19 protein-coding genes are annotated in these 23,097 nt (G+C 69.7%); 13 read left to right on the forward strand and 6 right to left on the reverse strand.

Translation table 11 applies throughout. The annotated features are described in order from the left end of the window. Positions 1 to 39: 39 nt before the first annotated feature. From ACTMTI_RS33045 to ACTMTI_RS33060, 4 genes are read left to right on the forward strand one after another with little or no spacing between them, the layout of a single operon-like run. A complete protein-coding gene (locus tag ACTMTI_RS33045; RefSeq protein ID WP_441124571.1) occupies positions 40 to 873 on the forward strand; it encodes a carbohydrate ABC transporter permease in 834 nt (277 codons plus the stop codon). Beyond that, on the forward strand, positions 870 to 1,679 hold the full coding sequence (locus ACTMTI_RS33050) for a carbohydrate ABC transporter permease (RefSeq protein ID WP_441124572.1): 810 nt from the start codon (positions 870 to 872) through the stop codon (positions 1,677 to 1,679). Before ACTMTI_RS33045 ends, ACTMTI_RS33050 begins: the two co-directional genes overlap by 4 nt. Continuing rightward, entirely contained in the window at positions 1,679 to 4,657 is a 2,979-nt protein-coding gene (locus tag ACTMTI_RS33055; protein WP_441124573.1) for a glycoside hydrolase family 38 C-terminal domain-containing protein, read from the forward strand. Before ACTMTI_RS33050 ends, ACTMTI_RS33055 begins: the two co-directional genes overlap by 1 nt. After that, positions 4,654 to 5,886: an enolase C-terminal domain-like protein gene (locus tag ACTMTI_RS33060; protein WP_441124574.1), complete on the forward strand. Its 1,233-nt coding sequence runs from the start codon at positions 4,654 to 4,656 to the stop codon at positions 5,884 to 5,886. The genes ACTMTI_RS33055 and ACTMTI_RS33060 overlap by 4 nt, the downstream gene beginning before the upstream one ends. Before the next feature lie 21 nt (positions 5,887 to 5,907). Here ACTMTI_RS33060 and ACTMTI_RS33065 read toward each other — a convergent pair whose 3' ends face one another. The 5 genes from ACTMTI_RS33065 to ACTMTI_RS33085 form a co-directional block, all read right to left on the reverse strand. After that, positions 5,908 to 6,687: a hypothetical protein gene (locus tag ACTMTI_RS33065; protein ID WP_441124575.1), complete on the reverse strand. Its 780-nt coding sequence runs from the start codon at positions 6,685 to 6,687 to the stop codon at positions 5,908 to 5,910. Between the two features lie 116 nt (positions 6,688 to 6,803). Then, a complete protein-coding gene (locus ACTMTI_RS33070) occupies positions 6,804 to 7,223 on the reverse strand; it encodes a peptidase inhibitor family I36 protein (RefSeq protein ID WP_441124576.1) in 420 nt (139 codons plus the stop codon). Between the two features lie 246 nt (positions 7,224 to 7,469). Beyond that, positions 7,470 to 8,240, reverse strand: a complete 771-nt coding sequence (locus ACTMTI_RS33075; RefSeq protein ID WP_441124577.1) for an SDR family NAD(P)-dependent oxidoreductase — start codon at positions 8,238 to 8,240, stop codon at positions 7,470 to 7,472. Continuing rightward, positions 8,237 to 9,247: a DUF4432 family protein gene (locus ACTMTI_RS33080; RefSeq protein WP_441124578.1), complete on the reverse strand. Its 1,011-nt coding sequence runs from the start codon at positions 9,245 to 9,247 to the stop codon at positions 8,237 to 8,239. The genes ACTMTI_RS33075 and ACTMTI_RS33080 overlap by 4 nt, the downstream gene beginning before the upstream one ends. After that, positions 9,244 to 10,416: a DUF4185 domain-containing protein gene (locus tag ACTMTI_RS33085; protein WP_441124579.1), complete on the reverse strand. Its 1,173-nt coding sequence runs from the start codon at positions 10,414 to 10,416 to the stop codon at positions 9,244 to 9,246. The genes ACTMTI_RS33080 and ACTMTI_RS33085 overlap by 4 nt, the downstream gene beginning before the upstream one ends. Positions 10,417 to 10,620: 204 nt before the next feature. Here ACTMTI_RS33085 and ACTMTI_RS33090 point away from each other — a divergent pair, with 204 nt between their 5' ends. From ACTMTI_RS33090 to ACTMTI_RS33105, 4 genes are all read left to right on the forward strand, one after another. After that, positions 10,621 to 12,231: an ABC-F family ATP-binding cassette domain-containing protein gene (locus tag ACTMTI_RS33090; RefSeq protein WP_441124580.1), complete on the forward strand. Its 1,611-nt coding sequence runs from the start codon at positions 10,621 to 10,623 to the stop codon at positions 12,229 to 12,231. Positions 12,232 to 12,311: 80 nt separating this feature from the next. After that, the gene (locus tag ACTMTI_RS33095; RefSeq protein ID WP_441124581.1) at positions 12,312 to 13,115 is read left to right on the forward strand and encodes a hypothetical protein; all 804 of its coding nucleotides are present in this window, start codon (positions 12,312 to 12,314) and stop codon (positions 13,113 to 13,115) included. 132 nt (positions 13,116 to 13,247) lie between these two features. Next, complete coding sequence (locus tag ACTMTI_RS33100) at positions 13,248 to 14,690, forward strand: RNA polymerase sigma factor (protein ID WP_441124582.1); 1,443 nt, start codon at positions 13,248 to 13,250, stop codon at positions 14,688 to 14,690. Positions 14,691 to 14,757: 67 nt separating this feature from the next. Then, positions 14,758 to 15,867: an NlpC/P60 family protein gene (locus tag ACTMTI_RS33105; protein WP_441124583.1), complete on the forward strand. Its 1,110-nt coding sequence runs from the start codon at positions 14,758 to 14,760 to the stop codon at positions 15,865 to 15,867. Positions 15,868 to 15,871: 4 nt separating this feature from the next. Here the strand turns inward: ACTMTI_RS33105 and ACTMTI_RS33110 are convergent, their stop codons facing one another. After that, complete coding sequence (locus ACTMTI_RS33110) at positions 15,872 to 16,369, reverse strand: inorganic diphosphatase (RefSeq protein WP_441124584.1); 498 nt, start codon at positions 16,367 to 16,369, stop codon at positions 15,872 to 15,874. Positions 16,370 to 16,535: 166 nt separating this feature from the next. Between ACTMTI_RS33110 and dacB the strand changes: the two genes are divergently transcribed. The 5 genes from dacB to ftsH all read left to right on the forward strand — a co-directional run bounded on the left by dacB (position 16,536) and on the right by ftsH (position 23,085). After that, a complete protein-coding gene (gene dacB, locus ACTMTI_RS33115; protein WP_441124585.1) occupies positions 16,536 to 17,957 on the forward strand; it encodes a D-alanyl-D-alanine carboxypeptidase/D-alanyl-D-alanine endopeptidase in 1,422 nt (473 codons plus the stop codon). A gap of 46 nt (positions 17,958 to 18,003) precedes the next feature. After that, positions 18,004 to 19,080: a zinc-dependent metalloprotease gene (locus ACTMTI_RS33120; RefSeq protein WP_441124586.1), complete on the forward strand. Its 1,077-nt coding sequence runs from the start codon at positions 18,004 to 18,006 to the stop codon at positions 19,078 to 19,080. 215 nt (positions 19,081 to 19,295) lie between these two features. Continuing rightward, a complete protein-coding gene (gene tilS / locus ACTMTI_RS33125; protein WP_441124587.1) occupies positions 19,296 to 20,297 on the forward strand; it encodes a tRNA lysidine(34) synthetase TilS in 1,002 nt (333 codons plus the stop codon). 10 nt (positions 20,298 to 20,307) lie between these two features. Next, complete coding sequence (gene hpt / locus ACTMTI_RS33130) at positions 20,308 to 20,859, forward strand: hypoxanthine phosphoribosyltransferase (protein WP_441124588.1); 552 nt, start codon at positions 20,308 to 20,310, stop codon at positions 20,857 to 20,859. Between the two features lie 231 nt (positions 20,860 to 21,090). Next, a complete protein-coding gene (gene ftsH, locus ACTMTI_RS33135) occupies positions 21,091 to 23,085 on the forward strand; it encodes an ATP-dependent zinc metalloprotease FtsH (RefSeq protein ID WP_441124589.1) in 1,995 nt (664 codons plus the stop codon). Positions 23,086 to 23,097 lie beyond the last annotated feature (12 nt).

Below are 23,097 nucleotides of genomic sequence, written 5' to 3' on the forward strand. Positions count from 1 at the left end.
GCCGCCGAACGGAGTGAGGCCATGAGCAGGAGTGCCCCTATGCTCGGCCGGTTCCGGCACGGGTACGTGGCGCCCGCGGCCATCCTGGTCGCGGTGCTGCTCTACGCGCCGTTCCTGTGGACCGTCTATCTGAGCTTCACGCGCTACGACGGCCTGGAGCCGCCGGCCTGGATCGGCTTCGCCAACTTCGTCAAGCTCTTCGACGATCCCGCGCTGCTCACCTCGACCCGCAACACGCTGATCTGGGTGGCCGGCACCATGGTGCTGCCGGTCGGCCTCGGCCTGCTGGTCGCCGTCCTGTCCTACGACATCAAGGGCGGCGTGTGGTATCGCCTGCCGTTCATGCTGCCGTACGCGCTCAGCGGCGCGGGACTGGCCATGGTGTGGAGCCCGATCCTGTCGCACGACGGGATCGCCAACCTGCTGCTCGGCGTGGACACCGCGTTCCTGCAGGAGGCGCCGCAGAACACGCTGGCCATGCTGCTGGTGTGGACGTGGCAGCAGCTCGGGGTGAACACGCTGCTGTTCGTGGTCGGGCTGCAGTCCATCCCCAAGGAGCCGATCGAGGCGGCGCGGCTGGACGGGGCGACGGGCTGGCGGCTGTTCAGGCACGTGATCTGGCCGCTGATGAGGCCGCTGACGGCCGTGGTGGTCGGGCTCGCGCTGGTGGCGAGCCTCAAGACGTTCGACATCGTGTGGGTGCTGACGCAGGGCGGGCCTGGACGCAACTCCGAGACGCTGGCGGCCACCATGTACAAGGAGACGTTCGTGGCCAGCGAGTACGGGTACGGCTCGGCAGTGGCGGTGATGCTGACCGTGGTCACGGGCCTGGCGTCGTACCTCTATCTCAGGAGGCAGGTGACTGCGGCGTGATCCGCCGGACCGTGCTGATCGTGCTCGGGCTGATCTGGCTCGGGCCCACCTACCTGCTGCTCGTCAACGCCGCGCGGCCGGCGGCATCGTACGACCCGGCCCGCGCGTGGGTGCCGTCCGGCGACTTCGCGCTGTTCGAGAACTTCGTCCGCGCCGTCGACGGCGCCAACCTGTCGGGAAGCCTGGCCAGCTCAGCCCTCTACAGCATCGTCTCCCCGCTGCTCGGCGTGATCATCGGGGCGCTGGCCGGGTACACGATCGTGGTGCTGCGGCTGCGGCACGGCTTCTGGTGGTTCCTGCTGATCTTCGGTGGCACCGTCTTCCCCTCGCAGATGATGCTCGTGCCACTGTTCGTCAGCTACAGCGACGCCGGCCTGTACGACACCCGCCTCGGCCTGATCCTCATCTACACGGCGATCAACGTGCCGCTGGCCGGGTTCGTGCTGCGCAACTTCTACTCCGGCGTGGCGTTCTCGATCTTCGAGGCCGCCCGCATGGACGGCGCGTCCACGTGGCGCATCTTCTGGCGCATCTACCTGCCGATGTCGCTCAGCGCGCTGACGGCCGTGTTCATCCTGGAGTTCACCTTCATCTGGAACGACCTCGTCTTCGGCCTGACCCTGTCGCAGACCGAGGACGTGCGGCCGGTGATGACCGCCATCGCCGGGCTCATGACCGACGTGTACGCCGGCACCCCGGTGCCCGTCGGACTGGCGGCGGCCCTCGTGGTGTCGCTGCCGACGATCGTGCTGTTCCTCGCCACCCAGCGCCTCTTCGCCCGAGGCCTGTCTCTAGGGAGTGTGTGATGACGAGCCGGTTGCTCCAGCGGAGCCTGGGGAGCCCCGACTACGACGGGATCAGGCAGGCGCTGCGCGACGACACCTCGACGCCCGTCATAAGCGTGCGCGGGCTGGAGGTGCGGGCCGCGGTGCTCCCGTTGTTCACCCACGACGGCCGCCAGGCGATCAGGGTGTCGAGCACCGAGCCGTTGACGCACGTGCTGGTTGACGTGGACAGTGCGTCAGGCCGCGACGTGACGCTGCTCGTGCCGGAGGTGGACGCGCCGCGCGTGCTGACGCTGGAGTGCCGCGACGACGCGGGGGTGGTGGGCACCGCGCGGATCACGGTGACCCCGCAGCGCAAGTGGAGCGTGTTCGTCGTGCACCACTCGCACCTGGACATCGGCTACACCGACCCGCAGGGCACCGTGCTCCGCCACCACCTGGACTATCTCGACGCGGCGGTGCGGCTGGCCGAGGAGACCGCGTCGTGGCCGGACGACGCCAAGTTCCGGTGGACGGTCGAGTCGTCGATGCCCGCGTTGAAGTGGCTGGACGCACGGCCGGCGGAGCTGGTCGAGTCCTTCGCGCAAAGGGCCCGTGAGGGCGTCATCGAGGTGACCGCGCTGCCGTTCCAGCTGCACACGGAGGCGTGCTCGACCGAGGAGCTGCACCGGCAGCTCCGCTTCACCGCCCAGCTCCAGGACAGGTACGGCTTCGCCACCAAGTCCGCCATGCACACCGACGTGCCGGGCGCGGTCGTCGGGCTGGTGGACGCGCTCACCCAGGCAGGCGTGCGCTACCTGGCGGCGGCGCACAACTGGGCCGGGCGGTCCGTGCCCTATCTGCATGGCGGCGACAAGCTGACCAGGCCGTTCCGGTGGCGGGCGCCGAGCGGGAACGAGATCATCGTGTGGTTCACCGACACGCCGCACGGGATGGCGTACATGGAGGGCAACACGGTCGGGCTGACCGACTCCTACGAGCTGGCCGACGACCTGCTGCCGCGCTACCTGTCGGCGCTGGCCACGCGCGGTTACCCGTACGGGCCCGGGACCTTCGGGTGGCAGGGGCCGGACGCGCCGCGGGAGCCGTACGAGCTGGACGTGCTGCATCTGCGGGTGCAGGGCGCGCACGCCGACAACGCGGGGCCGTCGATCGTGCCCGCGTCGATCGCGCGCACGTGGAACGAGAACTGGGCCTACCCGCGCCTGCGCTCGGCGGTCAACAGCGACTTCTTCGAGCACGTCGAGGAGCGCTATCTCGACCGGCTGGCGGTGCACGAGGGCGACTGGACCGACTGGTGGGCCGACGGGCTCGGCTCGGGCGCGCGCCCGCTCGGCTACGTACGCCGGGCGCAGTCGGCGCTGCGGGTCGCCGAGACCCTGCACGCGATCGCCGGCGCGGACGCCACCGAGCAGATCGACGAAGCCTACGACAAGGTCGCGCTGTTCAACGAGCACACCTGGGGTGCGGCCAACCCGTGGGAGGACTCCGAGGAGGCCGGTGACTCCGGCGGCCTGCAGTGGACCCGTAAGTCCTCCGGGGCCTACCAAGCCCAGGACGACGCGGCCGACCTGTTGCACGCGGCCGTGCGCAGGTTCGCCGCGGCCCTTTCCGAGACGGGCAGCGAGGGCGGCGCGCTGGCCTCGTTCGCCGTGTTCAACCCCGCGACCCGGGCGCGGACCGACATCGTGCGTGCGTTCCTGCCGCGCGACGTGGTGGGCGTGGACGTGCCGATCGCCCTGGTGGACGCGCGGACCGGGGAGACGCTCGCGCACCACGAGGAGTTCGTGGACCCGGTGGACTGGCCGACGCGGCCGATCGGCCGGCACGTCCACGTGGTCGTGCCGGACGTCCCCGGGTTCGGCTACGCGCGCCTGGACGTCGTACCCGGCGTGAGCCAGGCCCCCGAGCCGGTCGAGCTGGACCACGGCGCAGTGATCGAGAACGAGTTCTACCGCGTCGCCTACGACGTGCGCGAGGGCTACATCAGCTCGATCTTCGACAAGAAGGCGGGCCGCGAGCTGGTCAACGCCGACGCCGCCGCGGGCTTCGGCCAGTACGTGTACGACCAGTACGCCACCGCCCCACATTTCAACCATTTGTCGGGGCACGTCGGGGCGCATGACCGTACCCTCCTCGGCGACCGGGCCATCGGCCGGCACGCCACCATCACCCAGAGCCGGCGCACCGCAGTGGGCGAGAAGCTGGTCGTCGAGCTGCACGGCAAGGGCGTGGACTGGATCCGCACCACGATCGAGCTGCACTACGGCGTGCCCCGGCTGGACCTGACCTACCAGCTCGCCAAGCAGGGCACCCCGGCCAAGGAGGCGGTGTTCCTGGCCTTCCCGTTCGCCGCGGGCCAGGCCACGGCCTGGGAGCTGACCGGCGGCGTCGGCGGCCCCGACGTGCCCCGGGTGCCGGGCTCGGCTGAATACATGCTGCCGATCAGGCACTGGATCGCCTTCGAGGATCCCGAGCTGACCATCGCCTGGGCCACGCTGGAGGCCCCGCTGGTGCAGCTCGGCACCATCCACATGCCGTACGCGCCGTTCCCGCCGACGCTCGACCACGAGGACGGCACGGTCTACTCGTGGGCCCTCAACAACATCTGGGACACCAACTTCCCGGCCCAGCAGCAGGGCGAGACCACCTTCCGGTACGCGGTCACCTCGACCGCGGCCGGCGTCGGTGGCAGGCGGCTCGGCGCGGCGGCCGCCTCCGGCCTGACCGAGCCGTTCGTCGGCGCGCTGATCACTGACAGCCCCGCCGCCACCGAGACGTACGCCACCGTCGACCACCCCGACGTGCTGATCACCTCGATCGGGCAGGAGGGCGCCGAGCGGGTGGTGCGGCTGCAGTCCCTGGCCGCCGAACCGGTCGAGGTGACGGTGGGCATGCCGGGGCTGCGCGCCGCGCGCGGGCTCGACGTTGTGGATGAGACGGTCAAGGTACGGCTGCCCGCCTGCGGGGTGGCCGCCGTTTGGGGGACGTGCTCGTGAAGATCGTTGATATCAGGGCCACGACGGTCGCCGTGCCCCTGGAGGCGCCGCTGCGACACAGCAACGGCGCCCACTGGGGCCGGTTCGTGCGCACGATCGTCGAGGTCGAGGCCGACAACGGGCTGGTCGGCCTGGGAGAGATGGGAGGCGGGGGCGAGAGCGCCGAGGCGGCGTTCCGCGCGCTGGTGCCGTACCTGAAGGACCACGATCCCTTCCAGCTCGAGGCGCTACGCTTCAAGATCGCCAATCCCACGGCCTCGCTCTACAACAACAGGACCCAGCTCCTCGCGGCCATCGAGTTCGCCTGCATCGACCTCATCGGCCAGCATCTCGGGGTGCCCGCCTGCGACCTGCTCGGCGGGCGGGTCAGGGACGCCGTGCCGTTCGCTTCGTACCTGTTCTTCCGGTACGCCGCCGACGGTTACGGCGAGATCCGCACGCCCGAGCAGCTCGTCGAGCAGACCGCGCAGCTCAAGGCGGCGCACGGGTTCACCGTGCACAAGCTCAAGGGCGGCGTGTTCCCGCCCGACTACGAGTTGGCGTGTTACCGCGCGCTGGCGGAGGCGTTCCCCGAGGACCGGCTCAGGTACGACCCGAACGCCGTGCTGTCGGTGGCCGAGGGGCTGCGCTTCGGCCGGGCCATCGAGGGGCTGAACAACGACTACCTGGAGGACCCGGTCTGGGGACTCGAAGGGCTCAGGGCCGTGCGCGAGCAGGTCAGTGTGCCCCTCGCCACGAACACCGTGGTCGTCAACTTCGAGCAGCTCGCCTCGAACGTGCTGCGCAGGGCCGCGGACGTGGTGCTGCTCGACACGACGTTCTGGGGCGGCATCAGGCCGTGCGTGAAGGCGGCGGGGGTGTGCGAGACCTTCCAGCTCGGGGTGGCCGTGCACTCGTCGGGGGAGTTGGGGATCCAGCTCGCGACCATGCTGCATCTGGGCGCCGTGCTGCCGAACCTCACCTACTCCGCCGACGCGCACTACCACCAGCTACGTGACGACGTGATCGAGGGCGGCAAGCTCCCCTACAGCGGCGGCGCCATCGCCGTGCCGTCCGGGCCGGGGCTGGGGGTACGGCTGGACAAGGAGCGGGTCGCCCGCTATGCCGAGCTTTATCGGGAAATAGGCGGCTATCCGTATGACCGCGACCCCGGCCGGCCCGGCTGGTACGCCACCGTCCCGAACGAGCGATTCGCCGACCCCTCCGTGTCGTTGGATGTCAGCCCATAGAGCCCCGGCCGGGTGCGCCAGTCAGCGGGCCTGGCCGCCTTCGTGCGCGGCGAGCAGGCCTGACGCGTGCTTGACTCGCTGCTCCCGGTTGGCGCGGAGTGCGGCGAAGCGGTCGGGGTTGTCGCGGATGACCGCCTGCTGCAGGTCCACGTCGGCCCCGTACCAGGCGAGCACCAGGCCCGACGACCACTTGCACTGCGTGTCCGCGGTCGCGATCCGCTTCTCCTCCTCGCTCACGGCCGGCTTGTCCAGGTCCCAGCGGCTGTCGGCGATGGCCGCCTCTGGAGCGGGGTAGGAGTGCCCCGCCTGGCTCATGCAGGCCTGCCAGCGCTTGACCGCCGCCGTCACGGACGGATGCTTGGCGGCCTGCTCCAGCGTGAGCGAGTCCTGCTCGGCCAGCCACTGCCAGTCCGCCTTCCGCGCGCCCTTCTCCAGGGTGCGCGTCGCCTGGTCCAGGCAGCCCTTGTCGGTGGCGTACAGGTGGTGGCGGGCGGGCTCGGGGAGCTCGGCCGCCCAGGAGCCGGTCGTGTCGGGAGAGGGCGGGCGGGCGAGGTGGTAGCCGTAGCGCCGGGCCGCCTCGATGTCCACGACGCCGTAGCGGCGGGAGTTGCCGGGGTCCACCGCGGCGATCGCGGCCGGGTCCTCCGCGGGCGGCTCGACCGGGATGCCATGCTTGCGCATGCACTGCTTGACCAGGTGGTTGTGGGCGTTGCCCACGATGGCCCGCTGCTTGGGAGTGGTCTTGTAGGCGTCGAAGGGCAGCACCAGGTGGGACACCGAGGTGATGTCCGGCTGCTCCACCGGCCTGGGCTCGTCGGTGGCGCAGGCTGCCAGGGACAGCAGCAGCGCGCCTGCGAGAAGCCCGCGACAGCCGGTTTCCGGCGGCCAAGCCCGGAAACCGGCACTCCCGTTCTTACTCAGCGGCACCAGATGTCGAGCGCGCTGGCGCGGTCGTTGCCGATGGCGTTGTTCGACAGGTAACCGTCGTTCGAGTTGTTCGCGAACGTGCTGTGGGCGCCCGTGTAGCCCGGGTGCTGCCAGAGGGTGGCGCTGCAGCCGATCCGGTTCCTGACCGAGCTGATCCCGTTGTTCATGGTCTGCCAGGAATTGCTGAAGTCCCAGTTCAGCCAGTTGTTGTCGGCCAGGTTGGAGTCGTCGGCGATGAAGTCGCGCCAGTGGTCGGCCTGTCCGCGGTTGTAGTCGAAGCCGGCGTACAGGCAGACGCGACCGCCGTAGCAGGTCGAGCGGGGGCTGGCCACCGCGGCGGCGGCGGGGACGACCGCGGTGAACATCGCGGCCGCGGCGACGAAGCCGACGGCCTTTTTGGATAGCCTCACAGGTCTCTCCTCGATCGGTGAGTCATTTCGACCTCGTAACGTGGCGTGCTCGATCACATGCGAATCGTGATGACTCGACTGCGCGGCTGCGCGCCGGAGTGCGGTCGCGGGCCCAGCACGCCGCCCTCACTCGTATCAGGGACGTGACCTGTGAATTCGTCGCATTGACGCAACTGTTGCCGGCTTTGGCGAGCCACCGGGAGAATTTGTGGGCTGGCTCTACCTATTCAAGAAGTGCTTGTCGACTTATTCGGGAAGTGCGGCCGGGTTCTGCGCCAGCAGGCCGCCGTCCACGCGGTGCTCGGCCCCGGTGATGAACGACGAGCGCGGCCCCGCCAGGAACGCCACCAGCTCCGCCACCTCCTCAGGCCGCCCCACCCGGCCCAGCGGGTGGGAGCGGCCCCACTGCCGGATCTGCTCCTCCTGTGACAGGTCGCCCTTCCACAGGTCCGCCGCCCAGCGCAGCATCGGCGTGTCCACCGACCCCGGGCACACCACGTTCACCCTGATGCCGTCGGAGGCGTGGTCCAGCGCCATGGCCCTGGTCAGGCCGTTGAGCGCGGCCTTGCTCGCCGTGTAGGCGGCCACCTGGGCCTGCGAGGAGAACGCCTGCACCGATGACATGATCACGATCGAGCCGCCGCCGCGGGCCCTGAGCCTGGGGACGGCCGCCTTGCAGGCGAGGTAGACGCCTTTGAGGTTGATGTCCAGCACCTCGTCCCAGACCTCCTCCGGCGTGTCCTCGACGGTGCCGTAGCGCTGCACGCCGGCGCAGGTCACGACGATGTCGAGGCCGCCGAACCGGGCCACGGCCAGGTCCACCAGGTCGCGCATCTCGCCGGCCCGGCGCACGTCGGCGATCCTGCCGACGACGTGCTCGGTATCGAGTTCGGCGGCCTTGTCCACCCCGCAGAACACCACGGACGCGCCGCCGTCGGCCAAGCGGTCGACCACCGCCCGCCCGATGCCCATCGACCCGCCCGTGACCAGCGCCACCTTGCCGCCGAACTCACTCACGCCAACACCTCCGCGCGCATCCTCAGCACCTTCGTCTCGTACGGGTCCAGGATGAGGGCCGTCCCGTTGGCCACGGCGGCGGCCAGGCCGTCGGTCGGCATGCTGGAGAACGGCTCGAGCCCGAGCGTGTACGCCCGTCCCCACCAGGGGTAACCGGTGGACCCGCCCAGCTCCTGCCACATCCACAGGTACGGCAGGAGAGCCGCATCCCACTCCACCCGCATACCGATATCCCCCGAAATCTCATACCAACCCTCGGTGAAGCCGGTCAGATAGACGATGTCGCTCGGCGACCCCGGCTCCTGAACCACGCTCAGATCGGTCGTGCCGCCCTGATCGGCGGGCACGTTCGGCCACTCCCACGGCCCGCCGGCCTGGACCCTGCGCCCGGCCGGATTGATCGCGCTCTCGTGCGGGATCACGGTGACGCCCTGCGGCAGCCTGATGCCGGCTCCCGGGCGCAGGAACGGCCGCCCGTACACGATGTGCTGGCCCCACATGGCGGGCAACCGGACGGGGGAGTCGTTGGTCGCCCGCCCCTCGATCTCCAGCGCCGCCGTACCCGACCTGAGCCTGAAGACCTTCTCCATCCGGTACGGCAGCCGCCGGGTGCGCACGCGGAGCCGTACCGCGACTTCGTGCTCTTCGTCGGCCAGCACCTCGCACTCCCACGGCAACCCGGACACCTCGCCGTGCTGCGCCAGCCGCGCGCCCTGATACTCGCTGGGCGCGCCGCCGTTGGGGAAGATCTCCTGCCAGCCGCCCTCGTAGTGGTCGATGAACTGGGCGACGTCGTCGGCCGCACCCTGGAGATGGTCGTGCGGGTTGCGCAGGCCCTGCGGGGAGAGCCAGACGAAGTCCGTGTCGGTGGGCTTGTGCAGAAATTCCACCACGTCGCCGCCTTTGTCCGGCACGACGGTCACGCGCAGCCGCTCGTTCTCCAGCACGACCGCCCGCAGCCCGTCGATCGTGACGTGCCGCAGGCGGGCCGCCCAGTTACGCCTCACTTGAAGGTCACGTCCAGGAATCTCGGCCGGTAGATGGACACGTCGCGGTAGTGGTCGGTGTTGACGAAGCTGTTGACGTTGTACGACACCACGAGCCCGTTTCCGGCGACCTCGGGATGCGCGTGGGCGTTGTAGGTGAAGATGTTCCCCTTGGTCTCGGGGGTCGTGTAGACATGCTGCTTGCCGGTGAACGGGCCGAACGGGGAGCACGAGGAGTAGGCCACGATGTTCGGGCTCAGCACCTCGGTCGTGTCATGCGTGATCAGGACATATCCGGACCCGACCCGGCTGACGCTGTACTCGTTCGCGACGCCGCTCATGATCTGCGCCGAGTCGGCCTCGTTCGGCGACCACGTGCCGTCGCTCTTGAGGAACTCCCAACTGCCCAGCAGGCTCTGGCCCTTGACCCGGGCGATGTGCATGTACTTGGGCGAGCCGTGGTCCTCGACGCCGTAGATGTAGGTGTAGCCGCCGTCCTTGAGGGTCGCGGAGGCCCAGGCCACGCCGTGCGCGGACGGCAGGTCGTGCACGCTGATCGGCTGGTTGAGCCGGCCCGGCGCGAACCTGGCCACCACGTTCCGGTGCCAGCGCCAGTCCCACATACCGGAGCCGTACCGCTCGTACTCCTGGTAGGTGACCTCCACGATCCCGCCGGCCAGCGTCGCGTCGCCGGCCCAGTACCAGTGGTTCTTGTCGCGCGGCGGCATCACGGCGGCGGGCTTCGCGGCGGTGCCGCCGTAGATCGTGGACAGCTTGCCGTCGCGCTCGACGGCGAAGGTGTTGTTCAGGAAGGTGGTCGTGCCGCCCTCCTCGACCACGGGCGGGCGCGAGCCGTCGGAGTTGACCCGGCCGAGGAAGGTGTCGGAGAACACCCACAGTTCCTTCCCGCTCGGCAGCTTGAGCGAGTAGGTGCCGTCGGCGCCCGTCCAGTCGTCTAAGCGGCTGTTGTCGTTTCCGTAGTTCGTGAACAGGCTGGTCAGGCGGGCGTTCGTGGTCGTGCCCCGGACGGTCGGGGCACAGGCGGAGACGGTCGCGGCGGGTTGCTGTTGCTGTTGCTGTGCGGCGCTCGGCACCGGTTTGGGCGGGGCGGCCCAGGCGTGCTGCGGCACGGCCGTGAGACCGATCAACGCGATGGCCAGGGGGGCGAGGGCAGAGCGGAATCGCGTCATCACTGGCTTCCTAAGGGGGAGGGGCGTGATTCCCTACAGTTCTAGTCATCAGATCACTTACTGTCTAGGGCCTCCGAACCATAGCCTCACAGTCTTCTCGATCAATCGGTGGGCGCTGTACGACCCACGGCACCGGAACGCGGCCGGGCGGCAGGGGCTGAATATCCGGATGCGCTGTTGCCCCGGCCTGGATAGCCTGCCGGGATGGGCCACGTCGAAGTAGGACATTTGACATACGTGCTGCCCGACGGGCGGCCCCTGCTCAACGACGTTTCCTTCCGGATCGGTGAAGGCGTCAAGGCGGCGCTCGTCGGGCCCAACGGCGCGGGCAAGACCACGCTCATGCGGCTGATCGCCGGCGACCTCCAGCCGGTCGACGGCAGCGTGGCGAGCTCGGGCGGGCTGGGCGTCATGCGGCAGTTCATCGGCAGCGTGCGGGACGGCAGCAACGTCCGCGACCTGCTGCTGGGCGTCGCGCCGCCGGCCGTGCGGCAGGCGGCCGAGCGGCTCGACGCGGCCGAGCTGGTGATGATGGAGCGCGACGACGAGAAGACGCAGATGCGCTACGCGCAGGCCATCAGCGACTACACCGACGCCGGCGGCTACGACATCGAGGTGCTGTGGGACACGTGTACGGTGGCCGCGCTCGGCGTGCCGTACGAAAGAGTGAAATATCGGGACGTGTCCACGCTGTCGGGCGGCGAGCAGAAACGGCTCGTCCTCGAGGCGCTGCTCCGTGGCCCCGACCAGACCCTGCTGCTCGACGAGCCGGACAACTACCTCGACGTGCCCGGCAAGGAGTGGCTGGAGCAGCAGCTCAGGGAGACGCCCAAGACCGTGCTGCTGGTCAGCCACGACCGCCAGCTGCTGGCCAACGCCGCCGACCGGATCGTCACCGTCGAGTCCGGCAACATCTGGATCCACGGCGGCGGGTTCGCCACCTACGCCGAGGCGCGCAAGGCCCGCAACGAGCGGCTGGACGAGCTGCGCAGGCGCTGGGACGAGGAGCACGCCAAGCTCAAGGCCCTGGTCAACATGCTCAAGAACAAAGCCAGATACAACGACGGCATGGCCGCCGCCTACCACGCCGCCCAGACGCGGCTGCGCAAGTTCGAGGAGGCGGGCCCGCCGGAGGTGGCCCCGAGCGAGCAGAACATCAAGATGCGCCTCAAAGGCGGGCGCACCGGCAAGCGCGCGGTGATCTGCGAGCGGCTGGAGCTCACCGGCCTCATGCAGCCGTTCGACCTGGAGATCTGGTACGCCGAGCGGGTCGCGGTGCTCGGCTCCAACGGCTCGGGCAAGTCCCACTTCCTGCGCCTGCTGGCGGGGGAGCCGGTCAACCACCAGGGCGTGGCCAGGCTGGGCGCCCGCGTGGTGCCGGGTCACTTCGCCCAGACCCACGCCAGGCCTGAGCTGATCGGCCGCACGCCGGTCGAGATCGTCATGACCGAGCACGCCAGGCTCAAGAACGAGGCCATGAAGACGCTGGCCCGCTACGAGCTGGCGGGCCGGGTGGCCGAGCAGCGGTTCGAGACGCTGTCCGGCGGACAGCAGGCGCGGCTGCAGATCCTGCTGCTCGAGCTGTCCGGAGCCACGCTGCTGCTGCTCGACGAGCCGACCGACAACCTGGACCTGGCCAGCGCCGAAGCGCTCCAGGCGGGCCTGGACGCGTTCGACGGGACCGTCATGGCGGTCACCCACGACCGCTGGTTCGCCGCCGACTTCGACCGTTTCCTGATCTTCGGTTCCGACGGCGCGGTCTACGAGTCGCCCGAGCCGGTTTGGGACGAGGCGCGGGTGGTCCGGGCCCGTTAAGGGGCTTGATCGTTAAAGAGTTGGTACGGCTGGCGCGTGTCACCTGCCAGCCGTGCGCATGCACGGGTTATCACGGCAAAGTGATCCCGCGCAGCCGAACCGTCAGCCTGCTCGCACTCTGGGCGATCTGCCTCGCAGGGTGTGCGAGCGAGGACAAGCCAGGACAGCAAGAGCCCAAGCCCCTCGCTCTGCAAGAACAGGTCTCGAACACCGTCAAGTCCGCGGACGGGTACGCCGTCACCTGGGCCGGCGTGCTCAGAAACGCCAATCCGTGGCACTTCGGCGAGCACGTGGTGGCCACGATCGTGGGCCACGACGCCAAGGGCACCGAGGTGGTCCGGCTGGACCAGCCGCTCGACGCCGTACCGCCGGGCGGGTCGCTGGCCTTCACCGGTCAGGCCAGCGCCGTGGAGAAACCCGCCAAGGTGACGATCCAGTACCGTCCCGCACAATGGCGGCGCGCCTCCCGAATCCCGTCCGCTTACCAGCGGTTTCCCATCTCACGCACCCAGACGTTGCCTCAGAAAGATGGCTCGTACCTTATTACGGGATATGTAGGAAATCCCTATAAGTTGGCGGCCGGCAGCCTCGTCGTCAACGCGATGCTGCGCGACAAGGCGGGCAAACTACTCGGCGGCGGCAGCACGTTCGTGGACGATGTGAAGGCGGGCAGTCCGCCCAGGTTCATTCTCACCGTGTCGGGACTGCCGGACGGCGCGAAGGTCGCCAAGACCGATATCACGGCCAGGACCTGGGGTTCCACCGGTCGTCCTTACGAGGATCTGGCGCTCGCCGGCGCCGTCCCCGTACACACGGTCAAGCCGACGACCGAGCCGTTCGCGGAGGACCGCAGCACGCAGATCGTGTCAGAACTGAAGCCGTAATTCATCACTAAAGCCGAAAAATCTGCCCGTAGGGCATTACTCGTACGAAATCAATAAGGGGTCTCCCGGCAAGCGATGCCATCGGCGCCGAATCGGTAGAACTTTTAGTTACCAATCGATTACATTCGGCACATGAATGACCGCGTCCTGGTCGAAGCACTCCGCGCCCGCGATCCCGGCGCCCCCGCCGCGCTCTACGACGCGTACGCGGAGGGCGTCTACCGCTACTGCTGGTCCCTCCTCCTCAGCGCCGACAGCGCCCAGGTGGCGCTGCGCGACACGCTGCTCGCCGCCGAGGCGCACGCGGACGCGCTGACCGCACCCGACAGGCTCCGCACCTGGCTGTACGCGCTGGCCCGCGCCGAATGCCTGCGCCGCAGGGCCGCCGCGCCGCCGGGCGCCGCCGAGGCGCTCGCGGAGGCACCACCGCTGGACGACCCCGCCGACGCCGACCTGCGGGTCATGGCCTGGAACGCGGTCCACAGTCTGCCCGCGGCCGACCGCGAGATCCTGGAGCTCTCGGTCCGGCACGGGTTGCCCGACGCCGAGCTGGCCCAGGTGCTCGCCATCCCGGTACGCGAGGTCGAACTGGCCCAGGAAGCGGCCCGCGACCACCTGCGCGACGCGATCACCGCCGAGATCCTCGCCAGGAAGGGCCCGTACGACTGCCCGCGCCGGGCCGCCATCCTGACCGGCTTCTCCGGCGAGCTGACCCGGATCATGCGCGAGGACCTGGTCCTGCACCTCCCGGAGTGCGAGATCTGCGCGCCGCATCGCACCCGCCAGGTCTCCGCCACCAAGGTCTTCGCGCTGCTGCCGAGCCCGCCGCCGCAGGGCACGCTCCGGGTCAGGGTGCTGAGCTGCTTCAGCGACCCCGAGCTGCTGCCCTATCGGCGCTACGTCGCCAGGCGTACGGGCCTGCTGGGGGCCGGGGGGTTTCCCGTTCCCGCGGAAAAGAACCCTCGGAAGTGGCCTCAGGCTCTGGCGAGCGCGCTGGCGGCGGTCGCGGCCGTGGTGGCGATAGCGGTGATCTTCGACCAGTTGGGCGGCGAGGTCGGCGGCGTGCCGGGCGGGGCGACGGCCGCGTTCCCCGCGACAGGAGAGCCGCACATCGAGCTGCCCTGGCAGGACGATCCCCGCGCTACGCCGCGGACCGCGGAGCCCAGCCTGGACAGCACGGGGACGCACCCCATGGGCGTGGCGACCGCGCCCTCCGCCGTACCGGCCGGCATGTCCGTGCGGCCCACGCTCCAGAGCGGCCCGCCGTCCGGGATTCCGGTTCCGACCCGGCCACCGCGGCAGCCCTCGTCCGGCGCCCCACCGGAGCAGCCCTCGCTCGTCGCCCCGCCGGATCCGCGACCCTGGCGGCCGCCCGGCCGGCCGCCAGGGAAGCCGCGCCCCGGCACCCCGACCCCATGCCCCACGCCGACGCCCACTCCGACCGCGACCCCGACGCGGACCCAGACCCCAACGCAGACGCAGACTGCCACGCCGACCGGCTCGCCGCCGGCGACGACCACTCCCACTGCCACCGGGGAGCCCACGGCGACGCCGACGAAGGACACGCCCAGCTAGTCGCGGTACGTAACCGAACTGTCGGGAACCCTGTGCATAGAGTGACCATGTGTTCTCTGGGAGACCTATGCTCGCGTTCCCGGCAGGAGTGCTGGTGAGCTGCCTGCTCGTCGCCCTGTGCCCGCCGGTCCAGTCCGACCGCGGCCCCTCGCCGCGCGAGGTGAAAAAGGCGCGGGAGACCGTCCGCGACCGGTCCAAGGAGCTGGCGGTGACGCGAGCGAGGCTGGCCACTGCGCAGTCGCGGCTGGACCGGCTCGCGGCCCAGGTAGAGCGCCTGGTGGAGGCGTACAACGGCGCAATGGTGGTGCTGCGGCAGGCCGAGCAGGCCCATGAGCAGGCCAGACTGCGTCTCGCGGCGGCCGACGCCGAGGTCGAGCGGACCCGGCAGGGCGTCGCGCTGCTGGCAGCGCAGATGTACGGCGGGATGGGGACGCTGGAGCCGGTCGTCGGCCTGATCGTGGACCAGGGCGGCACCGAGGGCCGGCTGCACCGGGCAGGCATACTCGGGCAGCTGAGCGGCGAGCGGTCCGCCACGCTCGCCAGGATGCGCGATGCCCAAGAGGTGGCCACCATCCTGCGGATCCAGGCCGCGAACGCCTACGCCGCCCGGCAGGCCGCCGCCGGACGCGCCCAGCAGGCCAAGATCGCCGCTGAGGCGGCCGTGGCCGGGCAGCGGCGGACGACGAAGGCGTTGCGAGTCCGCGCGCAGACCATGCAGCGGCGGGTGGAAGCCGCCCGCAGCCGTGCCGAGCTGCTGGCCAGGAGGCGGGCCGCGGCCAGGTCACGGGCCAGGCTGGTCGCCGGCGGCGCCACGACGGGCGACGTGGCCGCCAACTGGGCGCTCACCCAGCTCGGCAAGCCGTACGTGTGGGCCGCTGACGGCCCAGAGACCTACGACTGCTCAGGGCTGACGATGCGGGCCTGGGAGCGGGGCGGCGTCCGGCTCGACCACTGGACGGGCACCCAGTGGACGGCGGGCCCCCACGTGCCGCTGGACCAGCTGCGCCGCGGTGACCTGCTGTTCTTCGCCTACAACACCGCCGACCCCGCGACGATCCACCACGTCGGGATCTACGTGGGCCGCGGCCAGATGGTGCACGCGCCGCAGACCGGCGACGTGGTGCGGGTGGCCTCGATCTACCGCGGGGACCTGGTGGGCGCCACCAGGCCCCGCTGAAGGATCAGTGCTGGTGATGCCCCGCGTCCTTGGCCCGCTGGAACGAGCGCTCGATCTCGGCCTCGGCCTCGGTGCGGCCGACCCAGTTGGCGCCCTCGACGGACTTGCCGGGCTCCAGGTCCTTGTAGACCTCGAAGAAGTGCTGGATCTCCAGCCGGTCGAACTCCGACACGTGGTGGATGTCCTGGATGTGGTGCATCCGCGGGTCGGTCGAGGGGACGCACAGGACCTTGTCGTCGCCGCCCTTCTCGTCCGTCATCCGGAACATCCCCACCGCCCGGCACGTGATGTAGCAGCCCGGGAACGTCGGCTCCTGCAACAGCACCAGCGCGTCGAGCGGGTCGCCGTCCTCACCAAGGGTGTTCTCGATGAAGCCGTAGTCTGCGGGGTACTGAGTGGAGGTGAACAGCAGCCGGTCAAGCCTGATCTTGCCGGTCTCGTGGTCCACTTCGTACTTGTTGCGTTGCCCCTTGGGAATCTCAACGACGACGTCGAACTCCACCGTGGTCCTTTCCTCATGGCTGGAGTCCGCCTCGCCCGGCGCTCCGGAGTGCGTTTCACGTCCTCCAGACGTCCGGCTCGGCTTCCTCTCCAGCGCTCAAGCCCCCGGGCACCCCCGGTCGGGCGTTAATGTCTCGTAGGCGAACACAGGAGAGAGGGCAGGCGACGTGGCGCGGCACGACCGGTGGGTGATGCTGACCACCCTCGCCGTGCTCCAAGCCCTGACGATCGTCATCGGCGTTTACGCGATGACCACCGACTTCAGCCTGGGCGCGTTGGCGAGGCAGTCCCCACCGACCAAGCCGACGGCGTCACCGCCGGAAGGGCCTTCCTCCGTCCCCGTGGTCACCGCGGGGCCGGTGCTGGCCCAGCTTTCGGCGAAGTCAGGAGACGGACCTCTCCCGACTAAGGGTACTTTGACGCGGCAGCTCACCGACGCCCTGGGTGACAAAGCGGTGGGCGACCGGGTCGGCGCCGTGGTGCTCGACGCGACCACCGGCGAGCGGATCTTCGCCGCCAACGCCGACACCCCCATCGTGCCCGCCTCCACCACGAAGATCGTCACCTCTGCCGCCGCGCTGGCCTCCCTGGGCCCGGACACCCGGCTGTCCACCAGGGTCGTCCAGGGAGCCAAACCCGGCACGGCGGTCCTGGTCGGGGGCGGTGACCCGCTGCTCGCGGGCCCCTCGGCGAAGCCGGCGTACCCGAAGCAGGCCACCCTCGCCACCCTGGCCGCCCGCACCGCGGCCACCCTCAAGTCACAGAACATCAAGAAGGTCACCCTCTCGTACGACACCTCGCTGTTCGTCGGCTCCCCCAGCGCGCCCGGCTGGAAGCCCAACTACATCCCCGACGGCGAGGTGGCCCCCGTCTACGCCCTGACCATGGACGAGGGCCGCCAGAACCCGCGCTACAACAACCCCCGCGTCACCAACCCCCCGGCCTACGCCGCCGCGGCCTTCGCCAGGCTGCTCACCAAGCAGGGCATCGACGTGTCGAAGTCCGTACGCCCCGGCAAGGCCGCTGCGGGCGCCCCCGAGCTCGGCAAGGTCGACTCCGCGCCCATCTACGCCCTGGTCGAGCACACGCTGACCAGGAGCGACAACGACCTCGCCGAGGCCCTGATCAGGCACGTCGCCCTCAAGGAAGGGCAGCCCGCGTCGTTCGAGGGGGGCACCAAGGCGGTGATCGCGGTGCTGCAGCGGATCGGGGCCGGGCAGGGGGTCGCGGTCTCCGACGGCAGCGGGCTGTCCACCCGCAACCGCATCAGCCCCAGCGCCCTGGCCAAGCTCATCGCCATGGCGGGCTCCGCGAGCCACCCCGACCTGCACGCCATCGCCTCCGGCATGCCGATCGCCGGATTCTCCGGCACGCTGGGCAACGGCAGGCGGTTCGTCAACAGTGACAGCAAGGGGGAGGTGGGTCTCGTACGCGCCAAGACCGGCACGCTCAACCACATCAACACGCTGGCCGGGATGGCCACGACGAAGGACGGGCGGCTGGTGACGTTCGCGTTCATGGCCGACCGCGTACCCGTCAATGCCGAGCCTGTGCTCGACCGGCTGGCCGCCATCGTCGCGAGGTCTTGACGACGTCCCTTCGCGGCATGACCGCTGACCACGTACGGTGGACATTATGCAGGTGATCGACTGGGATCTGGCCGTCACGACCGGTACGCGCCTGGTGCGCCCCGGTCCTCAAGTGAGCCGGGAGGAGGCCAGGCAGGCCGTCACCGAGCTCCGCACCCTGTCACGTGAGGCCGAGGGCCACGTGCGCGAGTTCACGAAGATACATACAGAGACCGCGCCGCAGCCCGCGACCATCGTCGACCGGCCCGGCTGGATCAAGGCGAACGTCGAGGGCTTCCGCGTCGTGCTCGAACCGCTGACGCAGCGCATGGGCAACAGCGCCAGCCCGCCCCCGGCCATCGTCACCGCCGTGGGCTCGCGCATCACGGGCGTGGAGGTCGGCGCCGTCCTGGCCTTCCTCGCCTCGCGGGTGCTGGGCCAATATGAGCTGTTCCTCCCGCCCGACCCCACGGGCCAGGAGCCGGCGGGCCGCCTCACGCTGGTCGCCCCCAACATCGTGCACGCCGAACGCGAGCTGGGCGTCGACCCCCACGACTTCCGTCTGTGGGTCTGCCTCCACGAGGAGACCCACCGCGTCCAGTTCACGGGCGTCACGTGGCTGCGCGAATACGTCCGCTCGCAGATGACCGAGTTCCTGCTCGCCTCCGACCTCGACCTGCCCACGCTGCTCGAACGCCTGCGCAACGCCGCCGACACGGTGGCCGACGTGGTGCGCGGCGGCGAGGGCAACCTGATCGACGCCATCCAGTCGCCCGGCCAGAAGGAGATCCTGGCCCGGCTGACCGCCGTGATGACGCTGGTGGAGGGCCACGGGGACTACGTCATGGACGCGGTGGGGCCGTCCGTGGTGCCGTCGGTGGCCGAGATCCGCGCCAAGTTCGCCCAGCGCAGAGAGGGCGGCTCCCGGCTCGACCGCACGGTGCGGCGGCTGCTGGGGATCGAGGTCAAGATGAAGCAGTACGCGGAGGGGTCCGCGTTCGTGCGCACGGTGGTGGGCCGGGTGGGGATGGACGGATTCAACAAGGTCTGGACGTCGCCGGAGACCCTGCCCACGACCGCGGAGATCGCCGACCCGGACCTCTGGATCAACCGCGTCATCGGCACGTCAGCCCTCCCCGCCTGACTCCTCCTTCCGGTCCGGACCGCCACCACCGGTCCGGACCCTGTCGGCTCGAACCCCGTCGCCATCCAGCACACGGGCCGCCGTCGTCATCCTGGGTCGGTTGCTCTCGGCTTGGCTCCGGCGCCAGGTGATGCGGTGAGGGTGCGCGGCCGACTCGGCAGGTGCCGCCGCACCCGCGGTCGGGGTGGCCGTTCCAGGGCGGGGGACCCGGGACAATGGCACGCGTGGGCCCACATCCAGCCGTAGCCGACGTCCGCAGGGCGGTGCGTGAAGCACTGGCCGACCTGCCCCCCGGCGCGCTGGTCCTGGCGGCGTGCAGCGGCGGCGCCGACTCACTGGCCCTGGCCGCCGCCCTGGCCTTCGTGGCACCGCGGAGGGGCCTGCGGGGCGGCCTGCTCACCGTCGATCATCAGCTCCAGCCGGGATCGGCCGAACGAGCCCGGCAGGTCGCCGCTCAGGGAGAGGTCCTCGGCCTGACCCCCGCGGAGATCCTCACCGTCACCGTGGGCAAGGAGGGCGGCCCCGAGGCTGCGGCCAGGGAGGCGCGCTACGCCGCCCTGGCCCAAGCGGCCGACAGGCTGCGGGCCGCCGCGGTGCTCCTCGGCCACACGCGCGACGACCAGGCGGAAACGGTCCTCCTGGGCCTGGCCAGGGGCAGCGGCGTACGCTCGCTCTCCGGCATGGCCCCGCAAGCCGGCCGCTACCGCAGACCCTTCCTCCACCTCCCCAGAGCCTCCACCGTGGCCGCCTGCCGTGCCATGAACCTCACCCCCTGGGACGACCCGCACAACGCGGACCCCCGCTACACGAGGGTCCGCGTACGCAGGAAGATCCTCCCCGTCCTGGAGGACGAGCTCGGCCCAGGAGTGGCCGAGGCGCTCGCCAGGACCGCGAGGATGGCGCGCGAGGACGCCGACGCCCTAGACCAGTGGGCCGAATCGGCGTACCAGGTTTGCGCTCTTAGCGATATCCCTGGTTCGGTGACACTGGCCGTACCAGAGCTGGAAAAGCTTCCCGACGCCGTCAGGCGGCGGGTGCTGCGGCGGGCGGCCATCGCCGCGGGCGCTCCGTCCGGCGCTTTGTCGGCCACTCACGTGCTGGCCGTGGACCGGCTTGTCACGCGCTGGCACGGGCAGAAGGCGGTGGACCTCCCCGGGAGTCTGTCCGCCGTCCGGCGGTATGGCACCCTGATATTCGCCATCAGTCCCATCGCGTAAGGAACCACAGGTGGACGCTGCCGACATGGGCAATGACCTGGAAAAGGTCCTCATTCCCGAGGACGAGCTCCAGGGCAAGATCAAAGAGCTTGCCGGGCGGATCGACGCGGACTACGCGGGTAAGGACTTGCTGCTCGTCGGCGTGCTGAAGGGCGCCGTCATGGTGATGGCCGACCTGGCCAGGGCGTTGCACGTGCCCGTGCAGATGGACTGGATGGCGGTGTCGTCGTACGGCGCGGGCACCAAGTCGTCCGGCGTCGTACGGGTGCTGAAAGACCTCGACACCGACATCATGAACCGCCACGTGCTGATCGTCGAGGACATCATCGACTCCGGCCTGACGCTGCACTGGCTGCTGGAAAACCTGAAATCGCGCAATCCGGCCTCGCTGGAGATCTGTGCCGCGCTGCGCAAGCCGGATGCGGTGAAGGTGCCCATCGGGGTGAAATACGTCGGGTTTGACATTCCCAACGAGTTCGTCATCGGTTATGGGCTGGACTACGCCGAGCGATACCGGAACCTGCCGTTCATCGGGACGCTCGCGCCGCACGTTTATAAGTAGCAACTCTTGCCATGGCCGGGAACATCGCGCAACGTGACGTACGTTGATAGGGCAAGACCGGTTCAGCGTGCGGTCCCTCCGTGCGCTCTGCCGGTGTACCTTCAGACTCCGGGGGGGCTTGTCCCCTTCGGGTAGTCAGAAGTCGCGGTGTCGGATGCCGCGGCCCCGGGCCAGCCCGGGGTTCCAGGCCATGGTCAGGAAGGGACGGGCCCGCAAGGGGTTCCGCATCGGATGGATCTCAAGCGATTTACACGTGGGCCACTGCTGTGGATCCTGGGCATCGTCGTGCTGCTCCTGCTCGTCACCCAGCTGTGGAGTGGCGGCGGTAATTACAAGCAGGCCGACACGTCCTTGGTTCTCCAGCAGATTCGCTCCGGAAACGTCAGCAACGCCAAGATCGTTGACAAGGACAACCGCATCGAGGTGACGCTGACCAACCCGGTCGTCGTCAGGCCCGGTGACCAGCCGACGAAGCTGATCCAGTCCGACTGGGTCACCGGTTACGGCAGCAAGCTGACCGATGAGCTCCAGGCTCAGGTCCAGGCGGGCAAGACCAAGAGCTTCACCACCGAGGTGCCGCAGGAGAACTTCCTGGTCAGCCTCCTGGTGAGCTTCCTGCCGATCGTCATCATCGTGCTGCTCTTCCTGTTCATCATGAACCAGATGCAGGGCGGCGGCTCGCGGGTGATGAACTTCGGCAAGTCCAAGGCCAAGCTCATCACCAAAGACACCCCCAAGACCACGTTCGCCGACGTCGCGGGTGCCGACGAGGCCATCGAGGAGCTCCAGGAGATCAAGGAGTTCCTGCAGGCCCCGGCGAAGTTCCAGGCGATCGGCGCCAAGATTCCCAAGGGCGTGCTGCTCTACGGCCCGCCCGGCACCGGTAAGACGCTGCTGGCCCGCGCCGTCGCGGGTGAGGCCGGCGTGCCGTTCTACTCGATCTCCGGTTCCGACTTCGTCGAGATGTTCGTCGGTGTCGGCGCCTCGCGTGTCCGTGACCTGTTCGAGCAGGCGAAGGCCAACGCCCCGGCGATCATCTTCATCGACGAGATCGACGCCGTCGGCCGCCACCGCGGCGCCGGCCTGGGCGGCGGTCACGACGAGCGCGAGCAGACCCTCAACCAGCTGCTCGTCGAGATGGACGGCTTCGACGTCAAGGGCGGCGTGATCCTCATCGCCGCGACCAACCGGCCCGACATCCTCGACCCGGCGCTGCTGCGCCCGGGCCGTTTCGACCGGCAGGTCACCGTCGACCGTCCCGACCTGGAGGGCCGCAAGGGCATCCTCAAGGTCCACGGCCGCGGCAAGCCGTTCGCGCCCAACGTCGACCTCGACGTCATCGCGCGCCGCACCCCCGGGTTCACCGGCGCCGACCTGGCCAACGTGATCAACGAGGCCGCCCTGCTCACCGCGCGGGCCGACGAGAAGCTGATCACGATGGACCTCCTCGAGGAGTCGATCGACCGTGTCATGGCAGGGCCCGAGCGCAAGTCGCGGGTCATGTCCGACAAGGAAAAGAAGATGATCGCCTATCACGAGGGCGGTCACGCGCTGGTGGCGCACGCGCTACCCAACTCCGACCCGGTCCACAAGATCACGATCCTGTCCCGCGGCCGCGCACTCGGTTACACGATGACGCTGCCGATGGAGGACAAGTTCCTGGCCACCAGGTCGGAGATGATGGACCAGCTCGCGATGCTGCTCGGCGGCCGCGCGGCGGAGGAGCTCGTCTTCCACGAGCCCACCACCGGCGCCTCCAACGACATCGAGAAGGCCACGGCGGTCGCCCGCCGCATGGTGACCGAATACGGCATGAGCGAGCAGCTCGGCGCCCGTAAGTTCGGCTCCGGCCAGGCCGAGGTCTTCCTCGGCCGGGAGATGGGCCACGAGCGCGACTACTCCGAGAAGATCGCATCCACGATCGACGAGGAGGTCCGCCGGATGATCGAGACGGCGCACGACCAGGCGTGGGACATCCTGGTCGAATACCGCGACGTGCTCGACAACCTGGTGCTCGAGCTCATGGAGAAGGAGACCCTCTCCCGCGAGCAGGTGCTGCAGATCTTCGCTCCGGTGGTCGTCAAGGAGCACCGTCCGTCCTACGCGGGCTACGGCAAGCGGCTTCCCTCGGACCGCCCGCCGATCCTGACCCCGAAGGAGCAGTCGGCCAACGGCTCGCTCACCTCGGGCCACCAGGGCGCCCTCCCGTCCGGGGACTCCGCGTAACTCTGCGCGGAG

It is taken from the genome of Nonomuraea sp. H19 (genome assembly GCF_052068215.1).
GTDB lineage: Bacteria > Actinomycetota > Actinomycetes > Streptosporangiales > Streptosporangiaceae > Nonomuraea.